Origin of the sequence: Roseobacter sinensis, from assembly GCF_025755255.1 — a bacterium.
Taxonomy (GTDB): domain Bacteria; phylum Pseudomonadota; class Alphaproteobacteria; order Rhodobacterales; family Rhodobacteraceae; genus Roseobacter; species Roseobacter sinensis.
This window is the reverse complement of sequence record NZ_JALIEB010000004.1, coordinates 314,680-330,291: the sequence shown is the minus strand read 5'-3', so window position 1 is coordinate 330,291 and position 15,612 is coordinate 314,680. Positions and strand designations below refer to the sequence as shown.

The 15,612-nt window shown below is 64.0% G+C and carries 18 protein-coding genes and 1 tRNA gene; 15 read left to right on the top strand and 4 right to left on the bottom strand.

The window, feature by feature from the left end; genetic code table 11:
- The first annotated feature begins 72 nt into the window (after positions 1–72).
- The 10 genes from MUB52_RS08945 to MUB52_RS08900 all read left to right on the top strand — a co-directional run bounded on the left by MUB52_RS08945 (position 73) and on the right by MUB52_RS08900 (position 9,578).
- Positions 73–1,041 carry a Bug family tripartite tricarboxylate transporter substrate binding protein gene (locus MUB52_RS08945; RefSeq protein ID WP_263843863.1) on the top strand — a complete coding sequence of 323 codons (969 nt, stop codon included), beginning with the start codon at positions 73–75 and terminating at the stop codon, positions 1,039–1,041.
- Complete coding sequence (locus tag MUB52_RS08940; protein ID WP_263843862.1) at positions 1,041–1,529, top strand: tripartite tricarboxylate transporter TctB family protein; 489 nt, start codon at positions 1,041–1,043, stop codon at positions 1,527–1,529. Before MUB52_RS08945 ends, MUB52_RS08940 begins: the two co-directional genes overlap by 1 nt.
- A gap of 1 nt (position 1,530) precedes the next feature.
- On the top strand, positions 1,531–3,036 hold the full coding sequence (locus tag MUB52_RS08935; protein ID WP_263843861.1) for a tripartite tricarboxylate transporter permease: 1,506 nt from the start codon (positions 1,531–1,533) through the stop codon (positions 3,034–3,036).
- Between the two features lie 121 nt (positions 3,037–3,157).
- Positions 3,158–4,513, top strand: coding sequence for a DUF1446 domain-containing protein (locus MUB52_RS08930; protein ID WP_263843860.1), 1,356 nt, complete (start codon positions 3,158–3,160; stop codon positions 4,511–4,513).
- Entirely contained in the window at positions 4,506–4,805 is a 300-nt protein-coding gene (locus MUB52_RS08925) for a DUF4387 domain-containing protein (RefSeq protein ID WP_263843859.1), read from the top strand. The genes MUB52_RS08930 and MUB52_RS08925 overlap by 8 nt, the downstream gene beginning before the upstream one ends.
- Positions 4,806–4,963: 158 nt before the next feature.
- A complete protein-coding gene (locus tag MUB52_RS08920; protein WP_263843858.1) occupies positions 4,964–5,914 on the top strand; it encodes a glycosyltransferase family 2 protein in 951 nt (316 codons plus the stop codon).
- On the top strand, positions 5,914–6,300 hold the full coding sequence (locus MUB52_RS08915) for a GtrA family protein (RefSeq protein ID WP_263843857.1): 387 nt from the start codon (positions 5,914–5,916) through the stop codon (positions 6,298–6,300). Before MUB52_RS08920 ends, MUB52_RS08915 begins: the two co-directional genes overlap by 1 nt.
- On the top strand, positions 6,297–7,070 hold the full coding sequence (locus MUB52_RS08910) for a class I SAM-dependent methyltransferase (RefSeq protein ID WP_263843856.1): 774 nt from the start codon (positions 6,297–6,299) through the stop codon (positions 7,068–7,070). Before MUB52_RS08915 ends, MUB52_RS08910 begins: the two co-directional genes overlap by 4 nt.
- 19 nt (positions 7,071–7,089) lie before the next feature.
- On the top strand, positions 7,090–8,490 hold the full coding sequence (locus MUB52_RS08905; protein ID WP_263843855.1) for a hypothetical protein: 1,401 nt from the start codon (positions 7,090–7,092) through the stop codon (positions 8,488–8,490).
- Between the two features lie 107 nt (positions 8,491–8,597).
- Positions 8,598–9,578, top strand: a complete 981-nt coding sequence (locus tag MUB52_RS08900) for an endonuclease/exonuclease/phosphatase family protein (protein WP_263843854.1) — start codon at positions 8,598–8,600, stop codon at positions 9,576–9,578.
- A 13-nt stretch (positions 9,579–9,591) separates the two neighbouring features.
- On the opposite strand, the gene MUB52_RS08895 is transcribed toward MUB52_RS08900, so the two are convergent.
- The 3 genes from MUB52_RS08895 to MUB52_RS08885 all read right to left on the bottom strand — a co-directional run bounded on the left by MUB52_RS08895 (position 9,592) and on the right by MUB52_RS08885 (position 10,477).
- Positions 9,592–9,668: transfer RNA gene (locus tag MUB52_RS08895), tRNA-Arg, on the bottom strand.
- A 42-nt stretch (positions 9,669–9,710) separates the two neighbouring features.
- A complete protein-coding gene (locus tag MUB52_RS08890; RefSeq protein WP_263843853.1) occupies positions 9,711–10,169 on the bottom strand; it encodes a GNAT family N-acetyltransferase in 459 nt (152 codons plus the stop codon).
- A complete protein-coding gene (locus MUB52_RS08885; RefSeq protein ID WP_263843852.1) occupies positions 10,166–10,477 on the bottom strand; it encodes an ETC complex I subunit in 312 nt (103 codons plus the stop codon). The genes MUB52_RS08890 and MUB52_RS08885 overlap by 4 nt, the downstream gene beginning before the upstream one ends.
- A 141-nt stretch (positions 10,478–10,618) precedes the next feature.
- Here MUB52_RS08885 and MUB52_RS08880 point away from each other — a divergent pair, with 141 nt between their 5' ends.
- The 4 genes from MUB52_RS08880 (at position 10,619) to MUB52_RS08865 (ending at position 14,794) form a co-directional block, all read left to right on the top strand.
- Positions 10,619–11,353: a vWA domain-containing protein gene (locus MUB52_RS08880; protein WP_263843851.1), complete on the top strand. Its 735-nt coding sequence runs from the start codon at positions 10,619–10,621 to the stop codon at positions 11,351–11,353.
- An 84-nt stretch (positions 11,354–11,437) separates the two neighbouring features.
- Positions 11,438–13,645: an excinuclease ABC subunit UvrB gene (gene uvrB, locus MUB52_RS08875; protein ID WP_318527413.1), complete on the top strand. Its 2,208-nt coding sequence runs from the start codon at positions 11,438–11,440 to the stop codon at positions 13,643–13,645.
- Positions 13,646–13,649: 4 nt separating this feature from the next.
- The gene (locus tag MUB52_RS08870) at positions 13,650–14,249 is read left to right on the top strand and encodes a restriction endonuclease (protein ID WP_263843850.1); all 600 of its coding nucleotides are present in this window, start codon (positions 13,650–13,652) and stop codon (positions 14,247–14,249) included.
- 206 nt (positions 14,250–14,455) lie between these two features.
- On the top strand, positions 14,456–14,794 hold the full coding sequence (locus MUB52_RS08865) for a hypothetical protein (protein WP_263843849.1): 339 nt from the start codon (positions 14,456–14,458) through the stop codon (positions 14,792–14,794).
- Here MUB52_RS08865 and MUB52_RS08860 read toward each other — a convergent pair.
- Positions 14,791–15,030, bottom strand: coding sequence for a TFIIB-type zinc ribbon-containing protein (locus tag MUB52_RS08860; protein ID WP_263843848.1), 240 nt, complete (start codon positions 15,028–15,030; stop codon positions 14,791–14,793). The genes MUB52_RS08865 and MUB52_RS08860 overlap by 4 nt on opposite strands.
- A 125-nt stretch (positions 15,031–15,155) precedes the next feature.
- Between MUB52_RS08860 and MUB52_RS08855 the strand changes: the two genes are divergently transcribed.
- Positions 15,156–15,584, top strand: a complete 429-nt coding sequence (locus MUB52_RS08855) for a hypothetical protein (protein ID WP_263843847.1) — start codon at positions 15,156–15,158, stop codon at positions 15,582–15,584.
- The last annotated feature ends 28 nt before the right edge of the window (positions 15,585–15,612 follow it).

The following is a 15,612-nucleotide window of genomic DNA, read 5'->3' as shown; positions in this document are numbered from 1 at the left end:
CGTGTCAGGTTCCTAAAGTCATCTGACCACATGAAACGAGTGCAGACTCGTGAAGTCAAATGGGAGGAACCAATGACACAAAGCTTCTTGAAGGCGCTCATGACGGGTGCCGTGTTGTCTGTTGGCGTGGCAAGCGGTGCCACGGCGGCGGAATGCATCGCACCTGCGAACCCCGGCGGCGGCTGGGATTTCACCTGCCGTCAGATCGGCAAGATCATGTATGACATCGGCGTGGTCGATCAGCCGGTGCAGGTCACCAACATGCCTGGCGCGGGTGGCGGCCTCGCCTACAACCACGTCGTCACCGAGCGGTCTGACGACGCGGATCTGTTCGTCGCGGCCTCGTCCGCCACCACCACGCGGCTGGCCCAGAACGCCTATGCCGGCATGACGGCGGACCAGGTGCGCTTCGTCGGTGCAATCGGAGCGGATCCGGGTGTGATCGCCGTGGCTGCTGACAGCGAGTACCAGTCGCTGACCGATCTGGTCGAGGCGATCAAGGCCGATCCGGGCTCCGTCGCCTTTGCCGGGGGCTCCGCCGTGGGTGGCTTCGACCACATGAAGCCGCTGATGATCCTGCAGGAAGCGGGCTTCACCGATATCACATCGGTGAAATACATCGGTGTTGATGGGGGTGCGGATGCGATCACCCAGACCGTGGGTGGCTTCACCCAAGCGATGACCGGCGATATGTCCGAGATCGTCTCCTTCCTGGCCAATGGCGACATCCGCGTGATTGCCGTTCTGACCGAGGAGCGCGTGCCGGGCTTTGAAGACATCCCGACAGCAAAAGAGCAGGGCTATGACGTGGTCGCCGTGAACTGGCGTGGCCTCTACGTGCCAAAAGGCATCTCCGACGAGAAGTTCGATGAATGGGCCGGCAAGCTGCAGCAAGTGGCCGACAGCGAGGAATGGGCCAAGGCAATGGCCGACAACGGCCTTGCTCCCTTCACCAAAGTCGGCGGCGACTTCCAGGCCTACGTTGACGGGCTGGTGGCCGAGATCAATGCCATGTCAAAGGAACTGGGGGTCATCCAGTAATGGCCTCGGACCGGATCTTCAGTCTGGTCTGTCTGATTACGGCGGTCGCGTATATTGCGGCCGCCACCCAGATCCAGACAAACCCGTTCTCGGGGGAATTCCTGCCCAAGCTCTTTCCGCTGATGATCGGCGGCGTGGCAGCGCTCTGCTCGCTCACGATCATGTTCCGCCCGGACCCGGACCCGAACTGGCCCCCGGCCCGCACCTGGGGCGCGATGGCGGTGGCGGTCCTGGTGCTCTGCGTCTACGCGGTGATGATTACGCCTCTGGGGTTCATTCTGCCCACGGCGATTGCCGCCGGCATCCTGAGCTACCAGATATCCCCGCGGGTCAAGCCCGCCATCCTTTCCGGCATCGGCCTCTCGCTGGGGCTTTTCGTGCTCTTCAAGTTCGCGCTCGGTCTGGGCAATATCGTGGCCTACAAGGTGCCGACCGCTGCCAAGCTCTGGGACGCGCTGACAATCCTCATTCCATTCGTGGGGCACTGAGATGGATATCCTTGCCAACCTCGCGCTCGGGTTTTCCGTCGCACTCTCGCCCTTCACGCTGTTTCTGGCGGTCTGTGGCTGCTTTTTGGGCACCATCATCGGCGCGCTGCCGGGTCTCGGCCCGTCGAACGGCGTGGCGATCCTGATCCCTATCACCTTCACGTTGGGGCTGGACGCGACCTCAGCGCTGGTGCTGATGACAGCCGTGTATTACGGCGCCATGTACGGCGGACGGATCAGTTCGATCCTGCTGAACATTCCCGGTGACGAGCCGGCGCTGATGACAACGCTCGACGGCTATCCGATGGCCAAACAGGGCCGCGCAGGCGATGCGCTGGTGCTCTCCGGTGTGGCGTCCTTCGTGGGTGCCCTGCTGGCGACGGTGGGTCTGATGCTGCTGGCGCCGACGCTCGCGCGGGTGGCCTTCTTCTTTGGCCCAGCCGAGTATTTCGCCCTCTATTTGCTGGCCTTTTGCACGTTGGGGGGCATGGCGTCCAACAACCAGGCCAAAGCGGCGCTGGCGGCCTGCATGGGGCTGGGCATCGCGATGATCGGGGTGGACAGCTCTTCCGGCCTGCCGCGGCTGACGGGCGGCAACCTGCATCTTTTCGACGGGATCGACTTCCTTGTGGCCATCGTGGGGCTCTTTGCGATTGCCGAAGTGTTCTTCTTCATCGAAAGTCACGGCAAAGGCTCCTCCATCGGCGTGAAGCTCGACAAAGTGCGCATCCCCTGGAAGGACATCATGTCCACCAAATGGACGATGCTGCGCGCCTCGGGCGTGGGGTTCGTCGCGGGCATCCTGCCCGGCGCGGGGGCCTCGCTGGGCTCGTTCCTGGCATACATGTCCGAAAAATCCATCGCTGGCGAGAAGGGCGGCTTCGGCACAGGCGTGCCCAAAGGCGTGGCCGCGCCCGAGGCGGGAAACAACTCCGCGGCGGGCGGCGCTCTGGTGCCGATGCTGACGCTGGGCGTGCCCGGTTCCGGGACCACGGCGGTGCTGCTGGCGCTGCTGATGACGCTGAACATCACACCGGGACCCACGCTCTTCACCGAGCGGGCGGACGTGGTCTGGGGCCTGATCGCGTCGCTGTTGATCGCCAATTTCGTACTTCTGCTGATGAACGTGCCGATGGTGAAGATCTTCGTGAAGATCCTCTCAGTACCCGCCTGGGTGCTGCTGCCGGGCGTCACGATGATCTCCTTCGTGGGCATCTACTCGCTGTCGGGCAGCTATTTCGACCTGCTGCTCATGGTTGGCTTCGGCGTGCTGGGGTACGTGCTGCGCAAGCTCGACGTGCCCACCGTTCCGATCATCCTGGGCATCCTCTTGGGCGGGAAGATGGAAGACGCGCTGCGCCGCGCCATGACGCTGTCGGATGGAGACCCGACCTACCTCTTCTCCAGCCCCATCGCCATCGGGCTCTGGGTGGCAGCCATCGCGGGCTTCGTGGCTCCCATGTTCCTGCGCAACATCCTGAAGAAGCCCCAGGCGGTGACCGACTGATGGACGGCGTAGCCGTCCTGCCCGGCTTTGCCGGGCTTAGCCGGGGTGCCGGCGGGCGCGGGCCAAGGCCCGCGCCCGCCGGCACCCCGGCACCCTGCGCTCCACTGCAAGGGCGGCGTATATGACACGGGTTCTTGTTCCGTCCGGCGCCTTGGGCCTCAATTATGATCCAGAGGCACTTGCCCGCGGCATTGCGGCCACGCCAGACATCATTGCCATCGACGGTGGCTCAACGGACAGCGGGCCGTCTTACCTTGGGCGCGGCGTTTCGAAGTACGCCCGCGCCTCGACCAAGACGGAATGGGCGGGCTTGATGCACGCTCGTGCCGAGGCTGGTGTCCCGCTGGTCATCGGCACAGCCGGAACATGCGGGACCGACAGTGCGTTGGACTGGATGCTCGACATCACCGGCGAGATTGCGGCCGAGCAGGGCACGCCTCTCAAGGTCGCAGTGCTGCGCTCCTCGCAAGACCCAGATTGGATCGCAAATACCTTCGCCGAGGGAGCGATCACACCCCTGCCCGGCGCGCCTGACATCGCTGAAGACGATATTCGCGCCTGCACCAACATCGTGGCCCTGGCCGGGGCTGAGCAGATCGCTGCGGCCCTGCAAACCGGAGCGGATATCATCATCGCCGGGCGCACCACCGACACGGCGATCATCGCCGCGCTGCCACTGATGCAAGGGTGTCACGCGGGCGGCGCCTGGCACGGGGCGAAGATCGGCGAGTGCGGTGCGCTCTGTGCGACCAATCCGCAATCCGGCGTGATCCTCATCGACTTCGACGACGCGGGCTTCACCGTGACCCCGCTGGCAGACGGCGCGCATGCCAGCCCGCAGACGGTCTCGGCCCACATGCTCTATGAAAACTCCGACCCCTTCATCCTGCATGAACCGGGCGGGCATCTGGACGTGACGCAGGCGCGCTACACCGCGCTCGACGACAGCTCGGTGCGGGTTGAAGGGTCGGAATGGGTGCCGTCCGACCGCTATACCGTCAAACTCGAAGGCGCGCGGCCCGCGGGCTGCCGCACGGTGCTGCTGGCGCTGCTGCGCGACCCGCATTATGTGGCGAACGCTGCCGCCTGGGCGGATGACATCGTTGGGAAATGCTCCGCGAAGGTGATGAACCGGATGGGACTTGGGCCGGAGGACTTCACGCTGGAGATCCGCCTGATGGGCCACTCGGCCAGCTTCGGCGCCTTGGAAACGCGCAAGGGCGACCCGGTGGAAATCGGGGTGATCGGGATCGTCACGGCACCCTCGGAGGCGCAGGCGGCCGAGATCGGCAAACTCCTCAACCCATATCTGCTGCACCACCCGCTGACACAGGAAGAAGAGCAACCGACCTTCGCCTTTCTCTTCTCGCCGCCCGACATGCACCAGGGTGTGGTCTATGAATTTGCACTGCATCACGTGCTGCATCTGGACGACCCGATGGAGGCGTTCCGGCTAGAGGTGGTTCACATTGGCTGAGTTGCGCACCCTCGTCAGCAAAGTCCGCAGCAAGAATGCAGGGCCCTTCTGGCTGACCATCGACATCTTCTGCGGCAGCCCCGAGGCCTACGTCCGGGTCAGCCGCGACCTCGCCACGACCCGCATCGCGAGCGTGTTCGACGCGGACAGCCAGACGGTCAAACGCTTCGACATCCCGGACCTGAACGTGGTTAAGTTCTCACTGCCACGCCCAACCGTTCAGGGTGCCCTCGTGGATCGGGACATGCACGGCGCCTCTTGGGCGGCGCTGGTGGGAGAACTTGATATCTAAGGGTTTTTGCCGTTCGAAACGCGGCTTTGTGAACACTGTTTTTCCAATCCACCGACAATCCGACGGTCGCGCTTTCGCAGTTTCGTGCTGAAATCGCCTTATTCCCACCGTATTGCCTGGCTAATTTTGCGGCGAGTCAAATCGCGCGGGGCCGCACCATGTTTCTGTCGATCGTCGTTCCTTGCATGAACGAAGAAGACATCATCCCGACGTTGCTCGACAGGCTGTCGGCAGCGATTGCGCCCTGGCAAGACGCGGCGGAGATCGTGCTCGTTGATGATGGGTCCAGCGATGGCACCTGGGAAGCGATTCAGGACGCCCGGCTGTTCTGCCCCAACCTCGTCGGCGTGCGGCTCTCGGCCAACCGAGGTCACCAGATCGCGTTGACGGCGGGGCTGGAAGCCGCACAGGGCGAGCGGATCATGATGCTTGATGCCGATCTTCAAGATCCGCCCGAACTGCTCGGCGACATGATGCGGATGATGGACCAGGGCTATGACGTCGTCTACGGCCGCCGCATCGAACGACAGGGCGAGAGCCTGTTCAAGCGCGCCACGGCGCATCTCTTCTACCGGCTGCTGAACGCGCTGTCGGACGTGCCGATCCCGCACGACACCGGTGACTTTCGCCTGGTGAACCGCAAGACGCTCGATGCGGTTCTGGCCATGCCCGAACGCGCGCGGTTTGTCCGCGGCATGTTCGCTTGGGCCGGGTTCCGTCAGATCGGCATCGAATACTCTCGTGCACCGCGCGAGACGGGCGAGACGAAATACCCCTTCCGCGCTATGCTGCGCTTTGCCATCGACGCGATGACCTCTTTCTCGACCAAACCGCTGAAGCTCGCCACGCGCCTCGCCTTTGCGAGCCTCGGTATCACCGCGCTCATGGCGATCTACGTTGCCTATTCGCTGATCCTGTACCAGACGGCTCCGGGCTGGGCCTCGGTGGTGCTGGCGATCGGCTTCTTCTCGGGCGTGCAGTTGCTTACGCTCGGGATCATGGGCGAATACATTGGGCGCCTCTATACCGAGGCCAAGAACCGCCCGCTCTATTTCGTCAGCGAGGAGTCGCGGGAGCCTCCCAAGCCCGCTGTACGGAAGTCCGCCTGATGCAGATGCTGCGCTTTGCCCTGATCGGCGGCCTCGTGGCGCTGAGCTATCTGCTGCTCTACCTGGGCTTTCTCGCGCTCGATCTGTCGCGCGGCTGGGCCAATACGCTTGCCTTCGGGCTCGCCATCTGCCTGCAATATGCCGGTCAGGCCGGGTTCACCTTTCGCAAGCGCCTGCTCGACAACGTACAGATGGCGCGCTTTGGCGCGATGGTGGGTCTGGGGTTTGTAACCTCCGCGCTGATCACCGGCTGGCTCGCGCCGAGCCTCGCGCTGCCCGACTGGGCCGCGGCGCTCATGGTCACGGTGGTGCTGCCGGTGCAGAACTACATCGTCATGAGCGCCTGGGTCTTTGCAGGGCACAAAGTGGGAGGCACGCCGTTATGAGCCACATCTACAGCGGCACCTTCTTCGACTACATCGACGCAAGCGCGCGCGCCTCGGCACAGAGTGTCACGCAGCTGCTCTCCCCGCAGCTGCGCCCGGCGAGCGTTATCGATCTGGGCTGTGGCCGGGGCGTCTGGCTCGACGAATGGCAGCGCGCGAGTGCTGCGGATGTGCTCGGCGCCGATGGCGCGTATGTCGACCCGGACACGCTCGAGATCGCGCGTGACGCGTTCCTGCCAACCGATCTGACCCGGCCGCTTGCCACCGGGCGCCGCTTTGACCTTGCACAGAGCCTCGAGGTGGGCGAGCACCTGCCCGCCGATGCAGCCGAGACGCTGGTGCAGAGCCTCACCACGGCGTCCGACCGTGTGTTGTTTTCCGCCGCGGTTGTGGGACAGGGCGGCGAGTTTCACATTAACGAGCGGCCGCTCTCCTATTGGCAAGGGCTGTTCGAGGCGCGCGGGTATCGCGCCTATGACTGTGTGCGCCCGCATCTGCACCACAATCGGGCGGTGGCGCCCTGGTATCGCTACAATACGATCCTCTATGTGAACGACGCGGGCCGGGCCGGGCTGCCGGAAGCGGTGCTGCACCATGAGGTGCCCGCCGGAACCGCGGTGAAGAACGGCGGCGACGCCTTGTGGCGCCTGCGCTGTGCGGTGCTTGGCCGCTTGCCACAGCCCGCCGTCACCCGCATCGCCCAACTGCGCGCCGCGTTGCTGGCCCGCCGGGCGCGTTCCGCCGCCGCCCGCGCGCACGCCTCGGCCTGATCCGATGGCGATGGCGGAGATGACAGAGGCGCCGACGCGGATGCCGCTCCGGATCCCTCCGGTCTTCTGGCTGGCGCTCGGGGTCATCGCCCTCATCTCGCTGCCGAACCTGCGCGACCCGATGATCCGCCATGACGACTTCCCCGCCCTGCTCGGCCATGCGGATGCCTTCTGGAACAAGACCCTGCATGAGGGGCGCTGGCTGAACTATGTCTGGCATCTGCGTGACATGATCACGCCCGCCTGGTTGAACTTCGCCCTGTACCAGATCTGTTGGGCGATTTTCGCAACCGCCCTTGCGGTCGCAGCGACACGGCAGGACAAATCGGTGCCCGCGGCCGCGCTCATGGCGGCGCTGATCCTTGTCGCGCCGCCGGCGACGCTGATCTCATTGTGGTTCAACACGCTGCTGCCCGGCCTTGCGCTTGTCGCACTGTACGGGGTGATCGTCTGTTGCAGCCCCCAGCCGACGGCGCGGCGGCTGCTGCCCGTCTTCATCGTCGCCACCTTCATGGCTTACACCACCTATCCCCTCCTGCTGCTGGCGCTCTGCCTGGCCGCAACGCAGAGGAGGTCTCTGCGCGACCTCTTCGGCCTGCTGTCGCTGTTCTCCGCCAGCTTCATTGGCGCGGTCCTCATTACCTATGCGTTGAACTGGCAGGTGCATGGCATCTTCGGCGTGCCACTGGCAGAGTGGCGCGAGGCCGAACCCGCCGAGAGCATCGCGGGGCTCTGGGCCAATCTGTCCTGGGTGCAGACCTCCTTTGCACGGTTCTTCGAGAAGGCGATGTTGGGGTCGATACCGCTGCTTCTGGTCCATGGCGGTTGCTTGCTTGGTGCGGCCCTCGTGATGATCCGCCGGGCACCGATGGAACTCGTGTACTTCGCCACGGGACTGCTGACGGGGCTCGCCCTCGTCGTGGTGCAGGCTGCCAAACTCGGCGTTCTGGTGCCGCCCCGGGCGATGATCTTCCTCTGGGTGTTCTACGCCGCGATTTTGGTCCGCGGCGCGCAACTGCTGAGCCAAGACCAGACACCCCTGTCCCGCCTCGGCGTGGTTGCGGCCGCAATCCTCACGTTGGCCTATGGCGCGGTCACTCACCAGCGCTATGCGGGCTTCCAGCAGTGGCAGACACAAACCCGCAGCATCGGCCTTGCGCTGGCCAACCTGCCGGGGCCCGTGCATGTCGTCGGCCGTGCAACGCAAAGTGCCGCGGGCCAGTCAGCAGGCATCCAATCGGATCAGGCGCTTGCCTACCGGCTGGAACAGTTCAGCGGGCACCGGATCGTCCTCTGCCAGCCGACTGGGATCGACTGTGGTGACCTGCCGCCTCACACATCCGCCGGCTGGCAGGTATTGCGAACCGGTGACACGACGCGGGTCATCGTACCCGACGACGGGGCCGAACGACCCCGCTAGGCCCACCACATTGGGCCTTCAAATTCGCCTCTGCCTGGGGAACAATCCCCTGGCAGCGTGGTTGACACCAGGGCGTGTCCGGCGCGCGGCCGTCGTCAGAAGCGAGTATGCAGGATATGTATTTCGGTCTCACCCTCTTGTTCTGGATACTCGTGGCCCTGGTGCTCTTCACGACGCTGGCGCCGCTGACCCACAGCGCCTTGTGGTGGGTGCGCGGCTGGGACTTTCCGCGCGTACATATCGCCTGTGTCGCACTGCTGACCGCTGGCCTTGGGCTCTATCTCGCTGGCACTCCGCCGCGCATCGGCGCGGTGATCCTGATCTGCTGTGCGCTCTATCAGGGATACCGGGTGCTGCCCTACACACCGCTGGTCCGGACCGAGCTGGCGCTTGCGCCCGATACGCCGGCGGACGCGCAGGTCTCCATCCTCGCGGTCAACGTTCTGATGGAAAACACCGACCACGACCGGTTGCGCGCGCTGATCGACCGCGAAGACCCCGACGTGCTGTTCCTGATGGAAACGGATCAGACCTGGGTTGATGCGGTCGAAGACCAGCTGGCCCGCTACGAGACGGTACTGCGGCATCCGCTCTCGAACTACTACGGCGCAGTCTTTGCGACGCGCCTGCCCGTCACCCGGGCTGAGATGGTGTTTCTGAGTGATGACGACACGCCTGCGGTGCTGTCGCAGCTGACGGCGCCAACGGGGGATTTCTTCTTTGTCGGTCTGCATCCGAAGCCCCCGGTGCCTGGCACCGACACCGAGGCGCGCGATGCCCAGATCAAGCGCGCGGCGCAGATGGCCGACCGAACTGTACTGCCCGTGGTGGCCATGGGGGATTTCAACGATGTGGCCTGGTCCTGGACGGCGGAGCGGTTCAAACGCTACGGCGACTTTCGCGACCCGCGCGTGGGCCGCGGGATGCTGCCGAGCTTCGACGCACATTCATGGATCATGCGCTTCCCGATCGACCAGCTTTACCTGACGCGCGGCGTCGAACTCGTCTCCTTCGGGCGGCTGGAGCATGTCGGCTCGGATCATTTTCCGATGAAGGCGGTCATCACTATCACCGGGCTGGACCCATAAAAACAAGGGCGGGTGGCGATCCCTGAAGGACTCGAACCCTCAACCTGCTGATTAGAAGTCAGCTGCTCTATCCAGTTGAGCTAAGGGACCGCTGGTGTCACTCATGCCGCAGCGAAGCGGCCCACGCAAGTCTCAGATCGTGCGGGTCATGAAAACGCTTTCGGGGTCATGCGTGTACGAGCCGAATGGATCCGTGTAGCGGAAGCCATGCTTCTCATAGAGCCGGCGCGCCGCGGCAGAGGCCTCGCGGCTGCCGGTTTCCAGCCAGAGACTCCGCAGACCCATCTCGCGCGCCGCCGCGATGACATGAGCGATCAATGCGTTGGCCACGCCTTGACCTCGCGCGATGTCGGCCACATGCATGGATTTGACCTCGCCCGCGTCAGGCGACAGCGGCTGCAACCCCGCCATGCCAAGACACTGCTGCCCGCGCCACGCCACCCAGAGCATCACATCGCTGTCGGCATAGTCCTGCGGTGTCAGATGGTGGTTGCTTTCGGCGGGGTAGTGCGCATCGCCATGGGCGTTGTGCGCTTCGATCAGAGCAACAACAGGCGGAGCGGCCGGATCAGCCCGCCGGATATCGATCAATGGGTCCAGGCGCCGCGCCGGCCAGTGGCGAAGTTCTCACCATATCCCCCGGGGCGAATGTTCGGGCGACGCTTCTTGGGCTCTTGCACGATGGCCTCGATACCATTGTCCCGGGCGTATTCGACGGCCTCTTCCTTTGTCTCGAAACGCAGCCGTACCTGGCTTTGCGTATCGCTCGACGACGTCCAGCCCATGAGCGGATCCACCTGACGCGCCGACGCGGGCGCGAACTCCAGCACCCAGTCATGCGTCTTGGCGGTGCCTGACTGCATGGCGGTTTTTGCAGGCTGATAGATGCGCGCACGCATGGCAGAACTCCTCAGATCTCCGGCCTCTTATATCGGCAATTTGCCGTTCTGAAGCAAGACGCCAAATGCTGCAAAGCCTCGCTATTTTGGCGGGATAGACACACCGCCTGGCATTTGCGAGAGTTCGAGAAGGAGGCGCCCATGACGGCAAAACGATCTCTCGGCGTGATGCTGGCCACGGTGGCGACACTGGCCGCCGGGCCGCTTATCGCCTCGCAAAGCTGCACCGATGACGCGATGCTGGTCTTCGATGGCTCGGGCTCGATGTCCGAGATGGGGTTCAACCTGCTGGATGAGCCGCGTATTTTCGAAGCGCGCCGCGCGGTGCAGGACAGCATACCCCAGATCGCCGCCTTGCGCCGCGTGGGCCTGGTGATCTATGGTCCCGGCCAGCCCGAGGCCTGTGGCCATATCGAGCTGAGATTTGGCCCGCGCGCAGATGCCGCCGGCCCGATCATCGACGCGGTCGAACGGCTGCAACCGGCGGGCGAGACGCCGTTGACCAAGGCGGTGGAACGCGCCGCCGAGGTGCTGAATTATCGCGCAGCGCCGGGCGTGATCGTGCTGCTGACGGATGGCAAGGAGACCTGCGACGGCCAGCCCTGCGCGCTGGCCTCGGACCTGGCAGCGGAGGCGCATGACCTCACCGTGCATGTGATCGGCTTCAAGGTGCGTGACGACCACTTTGGCTGGGACGACCCGCAGGACGAAGGTTATGAACGCCGCGTGACCGTCGCACGCTGCCTCGCGGATCGCACCGGCGGCACCTATGCCTCGGCCGAGACGTTGGAGGAACTGACCGAGGCGCTGACCCGCACGCTCGGGTGCCAGTTGATCGGGCAGCACACAGGCACGCGGCACCGCCTGCCCAGCTGACAGTTTTTGTCACGAGCGGCGGCAGCGCCCCTTGAACCCCTGACAATTCGTGGCACCTTGGAGGGGACCTGCAAAGGAGCCCTCATGCCCTACGCCCAGACCGATTCGTCCGACGCCCCCGTCATCATGGCCAACCCGGCCCCCGACGTGCGCAGCCGCGCCAAGCTGGAGGGTGGCAAGAAGTTCGTGATGGCGACGGACTTCGAGCCGGCAGGCGACCAGCCCACCGCGATTGCTGAGCTCAGCGCGGGCGTGCTGGATGGCGAGCGCGACCAGGTGCTGCTGGGCGCCACCGGCACCGGCAAGACCTTCACCATGGCCAAGGTGATCGAGGAGACCCAGCGCCCCGCGATCATCCTCGCGCCCAACAAGACGCTCGCCGCGCAGCTTTACGGTGAGTTCAAGGGCTTCTTCCCGGACAACGCGGTGGAGTATTTCGTCAGCTACTACGACTACTACCAGCCCGAAGCTTACGTGCCGCGGTCGGACACCTACATCGAGAAGGAAAGCCAGATCAACGAACAGATCGACCGGATGCGCCACTCCGCCACCCGGGCGCTGCTGGAGCGGGACGATGTGATCATCGTGGCCTCCGTCTCCTGCATCTACGGCATCGGGTCGGTCGAGACCTATGGCGCCATGACGCAGGACCTCAAGGTCGGCAAGATGTACGACCAGCGGCAGGTCATGGCCGACCTTGTGGCCCAGCAATACCGCCGCAATGATCAGGCGTTCCAGCGCGGGTCGTTCCGCGTCCGCGGCGATTCCTTGGAAATCTTCCCCGCCCACCTGGAAGACCGCGCCTGGAAGTTGTCTTTTTTCGGCGAAGAGCTGGAATCTATCACCGAGTTTGACCCTCTGACCGGTGAAAAAACCGACAGCTTCGACCAGATCCGCGTTTATGCCAACAGCCACTATGTGACGCCGAAGCCGACGATGCAGCAGGCGATCATTGGCATCAAGAAAGAGCTGAAGATCAGGCTGGACCAGCTTGTAAACGATGGCAAATTGCTCGAAGCTCAGCGGCTGGAGCAGCGAACGAATTTCGATCTGGAGATGTTGGAGGCCACAGGCGTCTGCAATGGGATTGAGAACTATTCGCGCTATCTCACGGGTCGCGCGCCGGGCGAGCCGCCCCCCACGCTCTTTGAATTCATCCCCGATCACGCCATCGTCTTTGCCGATGAATCCCACGTCTCCGTTCCGCAGATCGGCGGCATGTACAAGGGCGACTACCGCCGCAAGTTCACGCTCGCCGAACACGGCTTCCGCCTGCCCTCCTGCATGGACAACCGCCCCCTCAAGTTCGAGGAATGGGACGCGATGCGGCCCCAATCCGTCTTCGTCTCCGCCACCCCCGCCGCCTGGGAGATCGAACAGACCGGCGGCGTCTTCACCGAACAGGTGATCCGCCCCACCGGCCTGCTGGACCCGGAGGTCGAAATCCGCCCCGTCGAGATGCAGGTGGACGATCTGCTCGACGAGGTGCGCCGCGTCGCCGAGGCCGGCTACCGCACGCTCTGCACCACGCTGACCAAACGCATGGCCGAGGATCTCACCGAATACATGCACGAACAGGGCATCCGTGTGCGCTACATGCACTCCGACATCGACACCATCGAACGCATCGAGATCCTGCGCGACCTGCGCTTGGGCGCTTTCGACGTGCTGATCGGCATCAACCTGCTGCGCGAAGGGCTCGACATTCCCGAATGCGGGCTGGTCGCGATCCTCGACGCGGACAAGGAGGGGTTCCTGCGCTCCGAAACCTCGCTCATCCAGACCATTGGCCGCGCGGCGCGCAACGCCGATGGCCGGGTGATCATGTATGCCGACAAGATCACCGGCTCGATGGAGCGCGCGCTGGCCGAGACCGACCGCCGCCGCGCCAAGCAGATCGCCTATAACGAGGAACACGGGATCACGCCCGAGACGGTGAAGAAGAACGTCGAGGACATCCTCGCCGGGCTCTACAAGGGCGACGTGGACATGAACCGCGTGACCGCCCAGGTCGACAAGAGCCTCGCCGGCGGCAACCTGCAGGCCGTTTTGGACGGGTTGCGCGCCGACATGCGCAAGGCCGCCGAGAACCTCGAATTCGAAGAGGCCGCCCGCCTGCGCGACGAGGTCAAACGGCTTGAGGCGGTGGATCTCGCCATCGCCGACGACCCCATGGCCCGGCAATATGCCGTGGAGAAGGCCGTCGACGACGCCCAAAAAGCCTCAGGCCGCAGCACCATGGGCCGCGGCGGCATGCGGGGTGGCACGCGGCGGAAGCGGAAGGGGCGGTAGAAAAATGGCGCTTACTCTTGGAATCTCGAATCTCAACTTGTCTGGATCAACCCATGTTCCCGCTGCCCCAAAGGAAGACTTAGACAAGCTACCGTTAGACCTGATCCTTCCTACGGAAATTCTAGAGCTTGCAGAGACAACCAGCGAAGGGTCGTTGATACGAGCCCTTGCATTCCCTTGGTTGGAGATTCTCAATCAACTTGAAAACAATCCGGATTTGATCCACGACTTCTCGCAATCTCCAAGAAAGTTCGAAGAGTTTGTTGCGGCAAGCTATGAAAAGGATGGTTTCAGCGTCACTTTGACTCCGCAAAGTGGTGACGGTGGCAAGGATGTGATTGCCGAGAAGAAAGGTTTCGGGGCCTTTCGGATCATCGACCAGTGCAAAGCTTTCTGCAAAGGGCGCGCCGTCAGCCCTAACGATGTTCGTGCAATGATGGGTACTCTTTACCGCAACACCAATGCATCGAAAGCGGTGATAACGACTACTTCGGTGTTTGCACCTTCGGTCGCGGATGAATGGAAAGACTACATGCCAAATCGATTGGAGTTGAGAGACAAAACCGGACTAATCGAATGGCTTCAAGGATTAAAAGATAGATAGACTCACCTGTGGTGAGGAAACTAGGCGCCCGACCCTAGGGGGCGTGAAGCGCCCTCCCTGGGGGGAGGGTAGGGCGCTGCCGTGCGGAGCACGGCTGGTTTGGGTGGCGAGCGAACCGCGCAACTCAAGCCCAAGATGCGCGGGGACGGGTTTTGTGCTATACTCGCGGCATTTCAAACCAAACCCTTTTCAAACCGCGAGTATTTATGACCCAATTTGCCTTCGGCTACGCCTTCGCCCTTTTCACCGCGCTCATCGTCATCATCGGCGACTTCGCGATCAAAACCGCCGCCGACGCGGGGCACACGATCACCTCGACCTATGTCGCCATCGGCGTGGCGCTCTACGGCGTCTCGGCGCTCTTCTGGTTCTACGCCATGCAACACGTGACCCTCGCGCAGGCGGGCGTGGCCTATTCCATGCTCACGCTTGTCGCTCTGGCGGTCATCGGCGCGGTCTGGTTCGGCGAGGCCCTACACGCGCGCGAGTATGCAGGCCTCAGCTGCGCGCTGCTCTCCATGGTGCTGATGAGCCGCCTCGCCTAGAAGTCGAACAGCTCGTCGAGGAAGCCGCCGCGCTTCTTCTTGCGATACCCTCGGTCGCCCCGGTCGTCATAGCCGCGCTGTTGCGGCGGCGGCGGAGGTGCGGAGGCACTGCGGTCGATGATCTTGTCGAGTTCGCCCCGGTCCAACCAGACCCCGCGGCACTCCGGGCAATAGTCGATCTCGACCCCGCTGCGATCGGTGATCACAAGTGTTGCTCCATCCACGGGGCATTTCATAAGGCGGTCTCCTATTGTTGCGTTACGTTCCGATACATGTAGGGGCGCTGGTGCCGGTTTTCATCCGGCAGGCCCGAGAATCCGCCCGGGCTGGTCAAGCCCCGCCGCCAGCCTAGCTTTGCGCCATGAAGTTGACCCTGCCCGCTCTGATTTGCGCGGCCACCACGGCCCAGGCCTGGGAGTTCACGCCCGGCCTGCCCTGCCGCCTCACCCATGAGACGGCGGACGTGGCGGTCGAACTCACCCATGACCCGACCGAGCCGCTCTATTCGATCACGCTTACGCTGCCCGCGCCCTGGACCCCGGCGCCGGTGTTCTCGATGGGCTTCGAAGGGGGCGCGGCGCTTAGCATCGCGACCGACCGGCACCAGTTGAGCGCCGACGGCACGGCGCTCACGGTCACCGACCGTGGCTTCGGCAACGTGCTGCGCGGGTTGGCCTTCAACCAAGCGGCCATCGCGACCGTGGGAGATCAGCGCGTCGCAATCCCGCTGGACGGGGCGGCAGAGCCCGTCGAGCAGTTCCGCCGCTGCGAGGGGCGCGCCGGGGTTTAGGACCCCACGTCGCGAGACCAGCGCTCGC

Excerpts from the sequence above, each read along its gene's own strand:
- MUB52_RS08905 (WP_263843855.1), top strand. The coding sequence starts at position 7,090 with ATGACAGAGGCGCCGACGCGGATGCCGCTCCGGATCCCTCCGGTCTTC.
- MUB52_RS08885 (WP_263843852.1), bottom strand. The coding sequence starts at position 10,477 with ATGCGTGCGCGCATCTATCAGCCTGCAAAAACCGCCATGCAGTCAGGC.
- MUB52_RS08945 (WP_263843863.1), top strand. The coding sequence starts at position 73 with ATGACACAAAGCTTCTTGAAGGCGCTCATGACGGGTGCCGTGTTGTCT.
- MUB52_RS08930 (WP_263843860.1), top strand. The coding sequence starts at position 3,158 with ATGACACGGGTTCTTGTTCCGTCCGGCGCCTTGGGCCTCAATTATGAT.
- uvrB (WP_318527413.1), top strand. The coding sequence starts at position 11,438 with ATGCCCTACGCCCAGACCGATTCGTCCGACGCCCCCGTCATCATGGCC.
- MUB52_RS08865 (WP_263843849.1), top strand. The coding sequence starts at position 14,456 with ATGACCCAATTTGCCTTCGGCTACGCCTTCGCCCTTTTCACCGCGCTC.
- MUB52_RS08860 (WP_263843848.1), bottom strand. The coding sequence starts at position 15,030 with ATGAAATGCCCCGTGGATGGAGCAACACTTGTGATCACCGATCGCAGC.
- MUB52_RS08915 (WP_263843857.1), top strand. The coding sequence starts at position 5,914 with ATGCAGATGCTGCGCTTTGCCCTGATCGGCGGCCTCGTGGCGCTGAGC.
- MUB52_RS08880 (WP_263843851.1), top strand. The coding sequence starts at position 10,619 with ATGACGGCAAAACGATCTCTCGGCGTGATGCTGGCCACGGTGGCGACA.
- MUB52_RS08855 (WP_263843847.1), top strand. The coding sequence starts at position 15,156 with ATGAAGTTGACCCTGCCCGCTCTGATTTGCGCGGCCACCACGGCCCAG.
- MUB52_RS08900 (WP_263843854.1), top strand. The coding sequence starts at position 8,598 with ATGCAGGATATGTATTTCGGTCTCACCCTCTTGTTCTGGATACTCGTG.
- MUB52_RS08870 (WP_263843850.1), top strand. The coding sequence starts at position 13,650 with ATGGCGCTTACTCTTGGAATCTCGAATCTCAACTTGTCTGGATCAACC.
- MUB52_RS08920 (WP_263843858.1), top strand. The coding sequence starts at position 4,964 with ATGTTTCTGTCGATCGTCGTTCCTTGCATGAACGAAGAAGACATCATC.
- MUB52_RS08940 (WP_263843862.1), top strand. The coding sequence starts at position 1,041 with ATGGCCTCGGACCGGATCTTCAGTCTGGTCTGTCTGATTACGGCGGTC.
- MUB52_RS08935 (WP_263843861.1), top strand. The coding sequence starts at position 1,531 with ATGGATATCCTTGCCAACCTCGCGCTCGGGTTTTCCGTCGCACTCTCG.
- MUB52_RS08910 (WP_263843856.1), top strand. The coding sequence starts at position 6,297 with ATGAGCCACATCTACAGCGGCACCTTCTTCGACTACATCGACGCAAGC.